General features: G+C 68.6%; 14 protein-coding genes. 4 read left to right on the top strand and 10 right to left on the bottom strand.

All coding sequences use genetic code 11. The features are described from left to right. Positions 1–64: 64 nt before the first annotated feature. The 4 genes from AC3RCE_RS14860 to asd all read left to right on the top strand — a co-directional run bounded on the left by AC3RCE_RS14860 (position 65) and on the right by asd (position 3,466). On the top strand, positions 65–1,069 hold the full coding sequence (locus AC3RCE_RS14860; protein WP_218294746.1) for a branched-chain amino acid ABC transporter permease: 1,005 nt from the start codon (positions 65–67) through the stop codon (positions 1,067–1,069). Beyond that, a complete protein-coding gene (locus AC3RCE_RS14865; RefSeq protein WP_218341094.1) occupies positions 1,059–1,835 on the top strand; it encodes an ABC transporter ATP-binding protein in 777 nt (258 codons plus the stop codon). Before AC3RCE_RS14860 ends, AC3RCE_RS14865 begins: the two co-directional genes overlap by 11 nt. A gap of 1 nt (position 1,836) precedes the next feature. Continuing rightward, complete coding sequence (locus AC3RCE_RS14870; protein WP_218341093.1) at positions 1,837–2,550, top strand: ABC transporter ATP-binding protein; 714 nt, start codon at positions 1,837–1,839, stop codon at positions 2,548–2,550. Positions 2,551–2,614: 64 nt separating this feature from the next. Then, positions 2,615–3,466, top strand: a complete 852-nt coding sequence (gene asd, locus AC3RCE_RS14875; RefSeq protein ID WP_218294743.1) for an archaetidylserine decarboxylase — start codon at positions 2,615–2,617, stop codon at positions 3,464–3,466. 39 nt (positions 3,467–3,505) lie between these two features. Here asd and AC3RCE_RS14880 read toward each other — a convergent pair whose 3' ends face one another. The 10 genes from AC3RCE_RS14880 to AC3RCE_RS14925 all read right to left on the bottom strand — a co-directional run bounded on the left by AC3RCE_RS14880 (position 3,506) and on the right by AC3RCE_RS14925 (position 12,110). Then, positions 3,506–3,715: a hypothetical protein gene (locus tag AC3RCE_RS14880; RefSeq protein WP_218294742.1), complete on the bottom strand. Its 210-nt coding sequence runs from the start codon at positions 3,713–3,715 to the stop codon at positions 3,506–3,508. Positions 3,716–3,908: 193 nt separating this feature from the next. Next, positions 3,909–4,730, bottom strand: coding sequence for an N-formylglutamate deformylase (hutG, locus tag AC3RCE_RS14885; protein WP_218341092.1), 822 nt, complete (start codon positions 4,728–4,730; stop codon positions 3,909–3,911). Between the two features lie 30 nt (positions 4,731–4,760). Then, on the bottom strand, positions 4,761–6,158 hold the full coding sequence (locus AC3RCE_RS14890) for a formimidoylglutamate deiminase (protein WP_218341091.1): 1,398 nt from the start codon (positions 6,156–6,158) through the stop codon (positions 4,761–4,763). Continuing rightward, the gene (hutI, locus tag AC3RCE_RS14895) at positions 6,148–7,446 is read right to left on the bottom strand and encodes an imidazolonepropionase (RefSeq protein WP_492255387.1); all 1,299 of its coding nucleotides are present in this window, start codon (positions 7,444–7,446) and stop codon (positions 6,148–6,150) included. Before hutI ends, AC3RCE_RS14890 begins: the two co-directional genes overlap by 11 nt. 90 nt (positions 7,447–7,536) lie before the next feature. Beyond that, positions 7,537–8,154, bottom strand: coding sequence for a HutD/Ves family protein (locus tag AC3RCE_RS14900; protein ID WP_218294739.1), 618 nt, complete (start codon positions 8,152–8,154; stop codon positions 7,537–7,539). A 17-nt stretch (positions 8,155–8,171) separates the two neighbouring features. Continuing rightward, positions 8,172–9,041 (bottom strand): phytanoyl-CoA dioxygenase family protein, encoded by an 870-nt coding sequence (locus AC3RCE_RS14905; RefSeq protein WP_492245383.1) that lies wholly within the window; start codon positions 9,039–9,041, stop codon positions 8,172–8,174. Between the two features lie 55 nt (positions 9,042–9,096). Continuing rightward, complete coding sequence (locus tag AC3RCE_RS14910; protein WP_255591477.1) at positions 9,097–9,891, bottom strand: amino acid ABC transporter ATP-binding protein; 795 nt, start codon at positions 9,889–9,891, stop codon at positions 9,097–9,099. After that, positions 9,888–10,556 carry an amino acid ABC transporter permease gene (locus tag AC3RCE_RS14915; RefSeq protein WP_218341088.1) on the bottom strand — a complete coding sequence of 223 codons (669 nt, stop codon included), beginning with the start codon at positions 10,554–10,556 and terminating at the stop codon, positions 9,888–9,890. Before AC3RCE_RS14915 ends, AC3RCE_RS14910 begins: the two co-directional genes overlap by 4 nt. 26 nt (positions 10,557–10,582) lie before the next feature. Next, on the bottom strand, positions 10,583–11,332 hold the full coding sequence (locus AC3RCE_RS14920) for a transporter substrate-binding domain-containing protein (RefSeq protein ID WP_492253353.1): 750 nt from the start codon (positions 11,330–11,332) through the stop codon (positions 10,583–10,585). 31 nt (positions 11,333–11,363) lie between these two features. Continuing rightward, positions 11,364–12,110 (bottom strand): IclR family transcriptional regulator, encoded by a 747-nt coding sequence (locus tag AC3RCE_RS14925; protein WP_369642648.1) that lies wholly within the window; start codon positions 12,108–12,110, stop codon positions 11,364–11,366. Positions 12,111–12,214: the final 104 nt, after the last annotated feature.

The following is a 12,214-nucleotide window of genomic DNA, read 5'->3' on the forward strand; positions in this document are numbered from 1 at the left end:
TGCCCCCCACGTTCATCACTTCGTGTATTTCGCTGCCCGCCCCGGGGCGCCCCGGCGGCAGCGCATGAGCACGCCCCGCGCCAACATCGAGGTGCTGCCGCGCAGCGTGCAATTCGCCCTGGCACTGGGGCTGGCTGCGCTGCTGCTGTTCCCGGTCGTCGGCAGCGACTTCTACGTGCAGATGGTCACGCGCATGATGATCATGGCAATCTTCGCCATGAGCCTGGACCTGCTGCAGGGCGTGACCGGCCTGGTCTCGCTGGGCCATGCCGCCTACTTTGGCGTGGCGGGCTACGCGCTCGCGTTCCTCACGCCCGCCGACATGCCGGTGAGCCTGTGGTGGTCGCTGCCGCTGGCCGTGGCCGGCGCGGGGCTGGTGGCGCTGTTCATCGGCTTTTTCGTGGTGCGCACGCACGGCATCTACTTCATCATGGTCACCATGGCGTTCGCGCAGATGGTGTTCTATCTGTTCTTCGACAACAAGGTCCTGGGCGGCTCGGATGGCCTGTACATCAACTTCCGGCCCGACGCCTCCATCTTCGGCTGGCTGCCGTTCGACCTGGAAGGCCGCAAGACCTTCTACTACTTCACCCTCGCCCTGGTGGTCATCGTCTATGTGCTGCTGCGCCGCCTGCTCTGGAGTCCTCTGGGCCGCGCGCTTTCGGGCATCCGCATCAACGAGCACCGCATGCGCGCCATGGGCTTTGGCACGCGCGGCTACAAGCTCACCGCCTTCACCGTGGCGGGTGCGCTCGCGGGGCTGGCGGGCTACCTGTGGGGCGCGCAGACGGGCTATGTGAACCCGGAGCTGATGGGCTTTCACATGAGTGCCCACGCCATCATGATGATCATCCTGGGCGGCATGGGCAACTTCGCGGGCGCCATCGTGGGCGCCTTCGCGTTCGAGTACCTGCTGCACGTGTTCAAGGACATCACCAAGCACTGGCAGCTGCTGATGGGCAGCTTCATCGTGCTGGTGGTGGTGGCCGCGCCGCGCGGGCTGCTGGGCATGCTGGGGCAGCGCCGGGCCGCCAGGGCGCAGGAGGAGGGTCCGCACCATGGCCGATGAAACCCTGCTCTCGGCCCGCCAGCTCACCAAGCGGTTCGGCGGCCTGGCCGCCGTCAACGGAGTGTCGCTGGACCTGTGGCGTGGCCGCATCCATGCCGTGATCGGCCCCAACGGCGCGGGCAAGTCCACGCTGACCAACCTGCTCTCGGGCGATCTGGCGCCCACCTCCGGGATGGTGCAGCTTGGCGGCACCGAGGTGACCGGGTGGGCCCCCGAGCGCATCTCGCGCCAGGGCCTGGGCCGCAGCTACCAGAAGACCAACATCTTCTTGCCGCTCACGGTGCACGAAAATGTGCGCCTGGCCGCCCAGTCGCGCGATGCGCAGCAGCCCTGGAATCCGCTGCGCTGGTGGCAGGACACGCGCGCCAACACTATCAAAAACAGAGCTACCCACGCCCGCCTGGAAAGCGCCATCGAGCTTTCTGGCTTGAAGGACAGGCGCATGGCGATTGCAGGCGCCATGAGCCACGGCGAGCAGCGCCAGCTCGAAATCGCGATGACCCTGGCCACCGAGCCGCGGGTGCTGCTGCTCGACGAGCCCCTGGCCGGCATGGGCGTGGCCGAGGCCGAACGCATGGTCGAGCTGCTGCAGCGCCTCAAGCCCGCCCACGCCATCATGCTGGTGGAGCACGACATGGATGCCGTGTTCGCGCTGGCCGACCACCTTACCGTGATGGTCAACGGCGAAGTCATCGCCCACGGAACGCCCCCCGAGGTGCGCGCCGATGCCACGGTGCAAGCCGCATACCTGGGGGAGGATCACTGACATGGCGACTCCCTGGATTGATGCGCGCGGCATCCACACCTTCTATGGTCCCAGCCACATCCTGCAAGGCGTGGACTTCACCGTCGGCCAGGGCGAGACCATCGGCCTCATGGGCCGCAACGGCATGGGCAAGAGCACGCTGCTCAAGTCGCTGATGGGCCTGGTCAAGCCCCGCTCCGGCTCGGTGACCGTCGCGGGCCGCGACATGACCGGCCGCCCGCCCTTCGAAGTGTCGCGCCTGGGCGTGGCCTACGTGCCCGAGGGGCGCGGCATCTTCGGCAACCTCAGCGTGGTCGAGAACCTGCAGATGGCCGCGCGCGCGGGAACCCGGGGCCAGCGGGACTGGACTTACGAACGCGTGCTGGAGACCTTCCCCCGCCTGAAGGAGCGCCTGGGCCACGGCGGCCAGCAGCTCAGCGGCGGCGAGCAGCAGATGCTGACCATCGGCCGGGCGCTCATGACCAACCCCGACGTGCTCATTCTCGACGAGGCCACGGAAGGCCTGGCGCCGCTCATCGCGCGCGAGATCTGGCGCATCTGCAGCCTCATCAAGGACAGCGGCATCAGCAGCGTGATCGTGGACAAGAACTGGAAACACGTCACGCAGATCACCGACCGCAACGTCATCCTGGTCAAGGGCCAGGTGGTGTTCGAGGGCAGCTCCGACGCCCTGCATGCGCAGCCGCAGCTGCTGGAGCAGTACCTGGGGGTATGAAGCCCCGGTGGCGGCAGCCCGCGCCGATAGAATCATCCGCTTTCCTCCTGAAGGGGCCCCACCCGTGTCTGATCGCCTGGCAGTCCTGCCGCAATACCTCATGCCCAAGCAGGCCCTGACCACCCTGGCCGGCAAATTTGCGTCGGCCCGGCTGGGTGGCCTCACGACCTCGGTGATCCGCCGCTTCGTGGCCCGCTACAACGTCAACATGGCCGAGGCGGCCAACCCTGACATCGCCAGCTACGCATCGTTCAACGACTTCTTCACGCGTGCGTTGAAGCCTGGTGCCCGCCCGCTGGCGCAGGCCGATCTGGTCTGCCCCGTGGACGGCGCCATCAGCCAGTTCGGCCCCATCGCCAAGGACCAGATCTTCCAGGCCAAGGGCCACACCTACTCCACCACCGCGCTGGTGGGCGGCGATGCCGCCGCCGCGGCGCGGTTTGACAACGGCCACTTCGCCACGCTGTACCTGAGCCCGCGCGACTACCACCGCATCCACATGCCCTGCGCGGGCGAGCTCACGCGCATGGTGCATGTGCCTGGCGACCTGTTTTCGGTGAACCCCACCACGGCGCGCGGCGTGCCCGGGCTGTTTGCCCGCAACGAGCGTGTGGTGTGCTTCTTTGAATCGGCCCAGGGGCCGTTCGTGCTGGTGCTGGTGGGGGCCACCATCGTCGGCAGCATGGCCACGGTATGGCATGGGCAGGTGAATCCACCGCGTCCGGGCACGCCGCGCCAATGGGACTATGCCCAGGGACAGGTGAGCCTGCGGCAGGGCGAGGAAATGGGGCGCTTCCTGCTGGGTTCGACCGTGGTGATGCTGTTTCCCCAGGGCCCGCTGCAGTTCAACCCGCAGTGGGCGCCCGCCCGGCCCATCCAGCTGGGCGAGGCGATGGCGCAGTTCGGCGCACGCTGAGGTTCGTCAGCCCGCGGTGGCGGCGCGCCGGGCGCCGCGTCAGAACCGGTCGGGAACGCGCGTGAGGTGGAAGGCCGTGGGCTCCACCCGAAGGGCATCGGGGTGCACCGGCGCATCGTGCCCCACCAGGTAGATCATCATCGCGTTGCGGCGCACCACCACGTGGCTGACCGTCTCGCGCTGCTGTCCCCATTGCACGGAGGCTCCGGGCTTGAAAAGGGGCATGTAGTAGTAGGCCGCTGGATCCATGAGGGGGTGCGGCTCCTTCCGCATTGGCTGACCGGGCACAGGGTGGTGAAAACAGGGGGCGCCCGCCGGGCGATTCGAACCATCGCTGCAGCCATACTAGCACCGAACCCCCGCCACCCTGGCCCATGCCGCTACAAGAATTCGAGCAGAGGGGCACACCGCCGCACCGTTGGGGGCCCTGCGGACCCGTGGATCAGCGCGGAGCCTGGCGCGCGTGCGCGAATGCCAGCGCGGCCCGCAGCATGCGTTCGAGATGCGGCTGCACGCGCTGCGCCACGTCGGGCAGGTAGTCGAACGGCAAGGCCTCCTGCATGTAGCTGCACTGCGTCATCTCCAGCTGCACGGCATGCACGCCCTGCCCCGGCTGGCCATAGTGGCGCGTGATGTGCCCCCCCTTGAAGCGGCCGTTGAGCACCGCCGTGTAGCCGCCCGCGGCCTCCGCGATGGCCAGCAGCTCCCGGGCCAGTGCGGGATCGCAGCTTTCGCCGTTGGCCGTGCCCAGGTTCAGGTCCGGCAGCTTGCCTTCGAAGAAGCGCGGGAGCACCGAGCGGATCGAATGCGCGTCCCACAGCACGGCCACGCCATGCAGGGCGTGGATGCGATCGAGCTCGGCGCGCAGTTGCGCGTGGTACGGCGCCCAGACGGCATCGCGGCGCGCGGCGACTTCGGCTTCGCCCGGCACGTCGCCCTGGGCGTAGATGGGCGTGTCGTCAAAGGTATCGACCGGGCACAGGCCGGTGACGCTCTGGCCGGGGTAGAGGCTCGCGCCGTCGGGCGGACGGTTCAGGTCCACCACGTAGCGCGAGTGCGTGGCCACCAGGATGGAAGCGCCCATGTCGCGCGCAAAACCGTACAGCCGGTCCATGTGCCAGTCGGTATCGGGCACCTGGCGGGCCTCTTCGGTAAACCGCGCGGCCAGCGCGGGCGGCACGTAGGTTCCCGCGTGGGGCATGGAGATCAGCAGCGGCTGGGTGCCTTGGTGAAAGACAAACGGAGATGGTGCGGTGTCGGTCATGGTGGGTTCAGAAATAAAACAAAGACAGCCTCAATCCGGCGCGATGGTGGCCGACCGGGCTGCCACAAAGGCCCGGGCCGCCGATTCGTGGAGTACATGCCGGCCTCCGGACACGCGGCGCACGCCCGCCACCCAGAGGCTGCCGATGGCCGAGGTCCGGTGGCTGCCAAACACATGGGCCGAGAGCATGCTGTGCGCAGGCAGATCGCGCAGCGCCACATGCTGCGCGTCCAGCGCCACCATGTCGGCCTGCTGGCCCACCGCGATGCCGCCAACGGCCCGCCCCGCGGCCTGCGCCCCGCCAGCCACGGCCTGCAAGGTCATGGCGGTTGCGACCTCGGGCTGCGCGGCGGAGGCCAGCACATTGCGCTGCCGGCGTGACAGGCGCTGGCTGTACTCCAGCATCAACAGCTCTTCGGCCGCATTCACACAGGCATGGCTGTCCGAGCCCACGCCCCAGCGCCCACCCTGCTGCAGCCACAGCGGCATGTCGAAGATGCCGTCGCCCAGGTTCGCTTCGGTGGTGGGGCAGATGCCAGCGACGGCGCCGCTGCGCGCGGCGCCGGCGTATTCATCGGGCGTCATGTGGGTGGCGTGCACCAGGCACCAGCGTTCGTCCACCGGGGCGTGGTCGAGCAGCCACCGCACGGGGCGCTGGCCGCTCCAGGCGATGCAGTCGTCCACCTCCTGCGTCTGCTCGGCGATGTGGATGTGGATGGGTGCGTGGGGATCGAGGGCGGCGAGGCCCTGCACGGCGGCGGTCAGGCTCTCGGGCGGCACGGCACGCAGCGAGTGCGGGGCCAGGCCCAGAACGGCCCCCTGCGCCCGTGCAGCGGGCGCCAGGCGCTCCAATAAAGAGAGCATATTGCCGGTGCTGCGGATGAACCGGGCCTGGTCGGCCCGTGGTGGCTTGGCGCCAAAGCCGCTGGTCTGGTAGAGCACCGGCAGCAGCGTGATGCCCATGCCCGCGTTGCGGGCGGCGCGCAGCAGGGCCAGCGACAGCGTGGCGTCGTCGGCATAGGGTGTGCCACCCTGGTCGTGGTGCACGTAGTGGAACTCGCACACCGAGGTGTAGCCCGCCTCCAGCATCTCCACATACAGCCAGGTGGCGATGGCCTCCAGCGATTCGGGCGTGATGCGGGCGGCAAAGCGGTACATGAGGTTGCGCCAGCTCCAGAAGCTGTCCTGGCTTTCTGCCCGGTACTCGGTGAGCCCGGCAAACGCGCGCTGGAAGGCGTGCGAATGCAGGTTGGGCATGCCGGGGATCACCGGGCCAGCAGCCACCGGCGTGCCTGCTGGCACCGCAGCATCGGCGGCCACGCCGGTGATGCACCCTGCCCCATCCCACTGCACCAGCACATTGCGCGCCCAGCCGGTGGGCAGCAGCGCATCGGCCGCAAAAAGGCTGTGTGAAGCGTCAAGCGCCATGGCGGGCCCCCTGCTGTGTTTGGATGCCCATGCCATCGGCCACCACCTGCCCCTGCCGCACGACGGTGCAAGCGGGCTTGTGGCCGTACCAATAGGCCAGCTCGGCCGCCTCGCCCAGCGGCCACAGCACAAAATTGGCGGGCCTGCCTGATGCGATCAGGCCGTGGGAATCTTGCAAGCCCAGCGCGCGCGCGGCGTGTGTGGTGATGCCGGCCAGGGCCTCGGGCACCGTCAGGCGGAACAGCGTGCACGCCATGTTGGCCATGAGCAGCAGGCTGAGCGCGGGCGAGGTGCCGGGGTTGTGGTCGGTGGACACCGCCATGGGCACGCCGGCCTCGCGCAGCTGCGCGATGGGCGGCAGGTGCGTGTCGCGCAGCGTGTAGTAGGCACCCGGCAGCAGCACGGCCACGGTGCCCGCGGCCTTCATGGCGGCGATGCCCTCCTGCGACAGGTGTTCGATGTGGTCGCACGACAGCGCGCCGTAGCGCGCGGCCAGGGCCGCGCCGCCCATGTCCGAGAGCTGCTCGGCATGCAGCTTGACCGGGATGCCCAGCTTTTGCGCGGCCTGGAACACCTGCTCGGTCTCGGCCAGCGTGAAGGCGATGCGTTCGCAGAACACATCCACCGCATCCACCAGGCCTTCTGCCGCCAGCGCGGGCAGCATCTCGTTGCAGACGAGGTCGGTGTAGTCCTGGCTGCGCCCTGCGTATTCGGGCGGCAGCGCGTGTGCGCCCAGAAAGGTGGTGCGCACCGTCACGCCGAATGCCTCGCCCAGGCGGCGGGCCACGCGCAGCTGCTTGCGCTCGTGCGCGAGGGCCAGCCCATAGCCGGACTTGATCTCGATGGCGCACACGCCCTCGTCCAGCAGGGCCGAGAGGCGCGGAGCGGCCAGGGCAAAGAGCTCGTCTTCCGACGCCCCGCGCGTGGCCTTCACCGACGACACGATGCCGCCACCCGCCCTGGCCACTTCTTCGTACGTGGCACCCGCCAGCCGCATCGCGAACTCGTTGGCGCGCTGGCCGCCGTAGACCAGGTGGGTGTGGCAGTCCACGAAGCCGGGCGTGGCCAGCGCGCCCTGCCCATCCCAGCGGCGCAGGGGATGGAAGGCCGGCGGCAGGTGCGCCTCGGGCCCGATCCAGGCCATGCGGCCGTCCTGCACCACCACGCAGGTGGGTTCGCCCTCGGGCACGGGCACATCGGCCGCCACGAGTCCGGCCACGGGCTTCAGATTCACCCACACGCCCTCGGCGCTCTCGCCGGCCGGGCCACCGGGCCGCGCCTGCTGCATCTGCTTGTCTGCCGGAAGGTTCATGGTATCAATTGCTATGCAAACAATAGCTGCCAGCGCTTATTCAGCAAGCGCCAGAGGCCATTTTTATCAAAATTCTGTGCTGGAACCACGCTCCAGCGCGATCCAGGCCAGCGCCGGCGCATCCGCCGCACTGCCGCCATGGGCGGGCTCCAGGCGCCCCTGCAAGGCAACACCCTCCTGCACCCACCAGAAGCCCTGCCCTGCGTGCAGCACGCGGGGCTCGCCGCCCTGCTCTCCCGGCACCCATCGCCAGCCACCCTGCAGCACCATGCACAGGCCGGCGTGCACGCCCGCGGGCGCCCGCGCCTCGCCTGCCACCTGCAGGGCACCGTGCCAGGCGCCCCGGCGCAGCATGAGATTGAAGTCCTTCGAGGTGCCGCCCAGCATGGCGCCATCCACGGCGTCGTCCCCCGGGAAGGCGAACGGCTGCCAGCGCTGGTCCAGCCCGTGCTCCCAGCCCGGGCCGCGCAGGTGCAGGCCGTCGCCTCCCAGCAGCATGATCTGGCGGTCGATGCCCGGAAAGACCGAGAACGGGCCGGGCCGGTCGACCGTGGCCAGGCTGACCCGCCACTCGAAGGCGTTCATGTCCGCTCCCGGCGGCCAGCAGGCGAGTTCCTGCGTGCTGCCGCCGCCATTCTTCCAGGGCGTGGCGGGGGTGGCGGCAAGGTCAAAGAAGACTGGCATCCCCATCGGTGCCCCGCTCATCGCGCACCCTCCCCGGCCTGCACCGCTTCGGCCACCAGCAGCGGAAACAGCGGGTGGTCCATCTCGGCTCCGGCGGGCAGCACGTCGGTCAGGCCCGCAAACTCGGGCGAGGTCTTCCAGGGCCGGGGGGCGTGGCGGATGTCGTCGCCCAGAAAGCGCACCGAAAACACGCGCCGGCGGTTCACGCCCTCCACCCCGCCTGCGGCGTGCAGGGTGAGCATGTGAAAGCACACCACATCGCCGGGCTCGATCTCCCAGCCGACGATGGGGAAAGCCTCGCGGCGGGCCTCGACATCGGGCAGGTCCTGCAGGCTGCCTTCAGGGAACCACTTGGCCTGGTTGTCCATGAAGGTGCGCGGCATGAGCCAGGGCCCCTTGTGCGAACCGGCCACGAATTCAAGCGTGGCCGCGCGCGACACCGGATCGACCGGAATCCACATGCTGATGTTCTGCAGGCCTTCGATGTTGTAGTACGGCTGGTCCTGATGCCACGGAGTGCGCTGGCGCGTGCCGGGCTCCTTCACCAGCACATGGTCGTGGTACAGCCGCACGGTGCGCGACCGCATGAGGCGCTGCGCGGCCAGGGCCAGCGGCGTCTCGCGCACGAAGCGGCCGAACTGCGGGATGTCCTGCCAGTTGCAGAAGTCCTCGAAGAAACGGCCCGGGTCGTCGGGGCGGCTGGCCACCTTGGCGCGCGGGCTGGGCGCGGCCAGGTTGGCGTCGATGCCTTCGCGCAGCAACGCCACCTCCCCGGGCGTGAGCAACTGCTTGATGCACAGCGCGCCGTCGCGGTCGAAGCGGGCAATGTCGTCCTGGGTCAGGCGCTCTTGCAGGCGCTGCTGCATCACGGGTGAAAGCGGGGACATCGGGGGTTTCCTCCTCTGGGGTTGACGGCAACCGTGCACAGCGCCGCGCAGCGCCTCAGGCGCGGGTGAGCACGGCCTGCAGGAAGGAGCGCGTGCGCTCCTGCGTGGGGTTGGTGAAGATGGTGGCGGGGGCGCCGGCCTCGATGATGCCACCGCCGTCCATGACGACGACCACGTCGCCCACCTCGCGCGCGAAGTCCATCTCGTGGGTGACGACCATCATGGTCATGCCTTCGCTGGCCAGCAGCTTCATGACCTGCAGCACCTCGCCCACCAGCTCCGGATCGAGCGCCGAGGTGGGTTCGTCGAACAGCATCACGCGCGGCTCCATGGCCAGTGCACGGGCAATGGCCACACGCTGCTTTTGCCCGCCGGACAGGCTGGCGGGCATGGCCGACGCCTTGTGCGCCAGCCCCACCTTGGCCAGCAGGGCCTGGGCACGCTCGTCGGCCTCCTTGCGCGAGAGGCCGCGCAGCTTGCGCGGGCCCAGCGTCACGTTGTCGAGCACCGACAGGTGCGGGAACAGGTTGAACGACTGGAACACCATGCCGACCTCCTCGCGCAGCGCGTTGAGGTCATGGTCGGGCAGCATGCGGCCGTCCTGCACCAGCGTGCGGCCGCAGATCTCGACCGTGCCGCCCTCGGGCTGCTCCAGGCCGTTGCAGCAGCGCAGGAAGGTGCTCTTGCCCGAGCCGCTGGGCCCGATGACCACCACCACTTGCGATGGGAACACGTCGAAGTCGATGCCACTGAGCACCACATGGCTGCCAAACGACTTGCGCAGGCTGCGAATGCGCACGATGGGCTCGGAAGCCGGGTTCGCGCCGGTCACTGCAGACGTTGTCTTCATTGCACCATCCCTCCGGCGCGCAGGCGCAGTTCCATGCGGCGCAGCACCAGCGTGGTGGCCCCGGTCAGAATGAAATACACCACCGCGATCGCCAGGTACACCTCCAGCGAACGGTACGACACGCTGATGATCTTCTGCCCCTCGTGCATCAGGTCGTGGATGGTGAGCAGCGACACCAGCGCCGAGTTCTTGATGAGTGCGATGAACTCATTGCCCAGCGGAGGAATCATGCGCACCACCGCCTGCGGCAGCACCACGGTGCGCATGGCCAGGCCCGAGGACATGCCGATGGAGCGCGCCGCCTCCATCTGCCCCTTGTCGATGGACTGGATGGCGCCGCGCACCACCTCGGACACATAGGCGCCCGAGTAGATGCCCAGGCCGATCACGCCACACACGAAAGCAGGCAGCAGGATGCCGAACTGCGGCAGGCCAAAGAACAGGATGAACAGCTGCACCAGCAGCGGCGTGCCGCGGATCGCGGCCACGTAGGCGGTGCACAGGGCGTAGACCACGCGGCGCCTGGGGTTCAGGCGGCCAATGCCCACCAGCAGGCCCATGACGCAGCCCAGCAGCAGCGAGGCGGCCGTGATTTCCACGGTGACCAGCGCGCCCGCCAGCAACTGGGGCAGCCCGGCCCAGACAGGAGAAAAATCGAGTTCCATGGTTCAGTCCGGCAACGGTCCGTGGCTTACTTGGCAGCGCTGTTGCTGAACCACTTCTTGACGATGGCCGCATAGGTACCGTCGGCCTTGAGCCTGGTGATGGCGCCGTTGACGGCCTTCGTCAGCTCGGGCGTGTCCTTGCGCAGGGCCATGCCGTATTCCTCGGTGGTGAGCTGCTCATCGAGCACACGCAGGCCCGGGCGGGTGCGCACGTACTGGAACGCGGCGGGCTTGCCGGTCACGGCGGCATCGGCCCGGCCGATGTCCACCAGGTTGAACATCTCCTGGTTCTTCTCGACCTCGACGCGCTGCACCTTGGGGAATCTTTCGGTCAGGTATGCCACCGACTTGGTGCCCACCTGCACGCTGACTTTCTTGCCGTCCAGGTCGGCCAGCTTGTGGATGGTCTTGTTGTCGGCCTTCACCATCACCACCAGGCCGCCGGCGTAGTAGGAGTCGGTGAAGTCCACCACCTTCTTGCGCTCGTCGGTGATGTAGATGGCCGATACCGCCATGTCGAAGCGCTTGGAGATCAGGCCGGGAATCAGGCCCTTGAAGTCGATGTCCACCCATTCGACCTGCTTGCCCATGGCCTTGGCGATCGCTTCCACCAGCTCGACGTCAAAGCCCGTACGTTTGCCATTCTCGACGAACTCCATGGGCGGGAACGTGGCATCGGTGCCCACACGCAGGACGTTGTCCTGGGCCTGCGCACCCGTGGTGCAAAAGGCGGCGGCGGCCAGGCTGGCCAGAAGAAGGTTGCGACGAAGGTTCATGGGGAAAGCTCCTGGGGAGGGGTGAGGGAAATCAGGGAGAAGTGAGCTGGCGGGAGATGCGCGCGGCGGCGATGACGGCCATGCCGGTGAGCGCGGCCTCCTGCCCCTGGGCTCGCAAGATCGGGGCCATCAGGGTGATGGCCCCCGCGGCCTGCCGGGGAGAGCCGAACACGGGCACGCTGACACCCCAGACACCGGCATCCACCTCGCCGGAGCTGACGGCGTAGCCCGCCTTGGCAATGCCTTCCAGCTCGGCCAGCGCCGCCTGGCGCTCGGGGGTGCCCGCGCCGTAGTGCAGGTCCAGAATGGCATTGCGCGTGGCCGGGGCCACATGGGCCAGCAGGCACTTGGCGGAGGCGCCGGCGCGCAGCGGCACGCTGCGCCCCTTTTCGAACGAGCAGCGCAGGGCCTGCGTGCTGTCCACCATGTCCAGGCATACCACGCTGTCGTTGACGGCCACCACCAGCCCCACGCTTTCGTGGGACTGCCGGGCCAGGGCCTGCATGTCCGGCCGCGCGTGGTGCACCAGGTGCGACGCCATGTCAAAGCCCAGGGCCAGTTGCAGGCTCAGCGGCCCGGGCGCGTAGTGCCCGCTGCTCTCCAGCACGAAGCCCCACAGCTTGAGCCGCGCGAGTTGCCGGTACAGCGTGCTGCGCGCCAGGCCCGTGGCCTCCATCAGCTCGGCGGCCGACATGGGCTGGCCATGCTGCGCCAGCACCGCCAGCACGTGCAGAACACGATCGGCGGCGGCAACGGAGGTCGGTCCACGGGTGGGCATGGACTCAGTATCAAAGGATTGCAGCGGCATTCAAACCCAACATTCCCACCGAATGGGAATGCCGTTCCCTTTTTTCACATCCCTGTCACACCTCCTTGCCGACG

This window comes from Acidovorax sp. GW823-FHT05D11 (assembly GCF_058795695.1).

Bases quoted from the DNA above. Each gene is read 5' to 3' on its own strand.
- AC3RCE_RS14860 (WP_218294746.1), top strand. From the start codon at position 65: ATGAGCACGCCCCGCGCCAACATCGAGGTGCTGCCGCGCAGCGTGCAA.
- AC3RCE_RS14865 (WP_218341094.1), top strand. From the start codon at position 1,059: ATGGCCGATGAAACCCTGCTCTCGGCCCGCCAGCTCACCAAGCGGTTC.
- AC3RCE_RS14870 (WP_218341093.1), top strand. From the start codon at position 1,837: ATGGCGACTCCCTGGATTGATGCGCGCGGCATCCACACCTTCTATGGT.
- AC3RCE_RS14880 (WP_218294742.1), bottom strand. From the start codon at position 3,715: ATGGATCCAGCGGCCTACTACTACATGCCCCTTTTCAAGCCCGGAGCC.
- hutG (WP_218341092.1), bottom strand. From the start codon at position 4,730: ATGACCGACACCGCACCATCTCCGTTTGTCTTTCACCAAGGCACCCAG.
- AC3RCE_RS14890 (WP_218341091.1), bottom strand. From the start codon at position 6,158: ATGGCGCTTGACGCTTCACACAGCCTTTTTGCGGCCGATGCGCTGCTG.
- hutI (WP_492255387.1), bottom strand. From the start codon at position 7,446: ATGCAGCAGGCGCGGCCCGGTGGCCCGGCCGGCGAGAGCGCCGAGGGC.
- AC3RCE_RS14900 (WP_218294739.1), bottom strand. From the start codon at position 8,154: ATGCCAGTCTTCTTTGACCTTGCCGCCACCCCCGCCACGCCCTGGAAG.
- AC3RCE_RS14905 (WP_492245383.1), bottom strand. From the start codon at position 9,041: ATGTCCCCGCTTTCACCCGTGATGCAGCAGCGCCTGCAAGAGCGCCTG.
- AC3RCE_RS14910 (WP_255591477.1), bottom strand. From the start codon at position 9,891: ATGAAGACAACGTCTGCAGTGACCGGCGCGAACCCGGCTTCCGAGCCC.
- AC3RCE_RS14915 (WP_218341088.1), bottom strand. From the start codon at position 10,556: ATGGAACTCGATTTTTCTCCTGTCTGGGCCGGGCTGCCCCAGTTGCTG.
- AC3RCE_RS14920 (WP_492253353.1), bottom strand. From the start codon at position 11,332: ATGAACCTTCGTCGCAACCTTCTTCTGGCCAGCCTGGCCGCCGCCGCC.
- AC3RCE_RS14925 (WP_369642648.1), bottom strand. From the start codon at position 12,110: ATGCCCACCCGTGGACCGACCTCCGTTGCCGCCGCCGATCGTGTTCTG.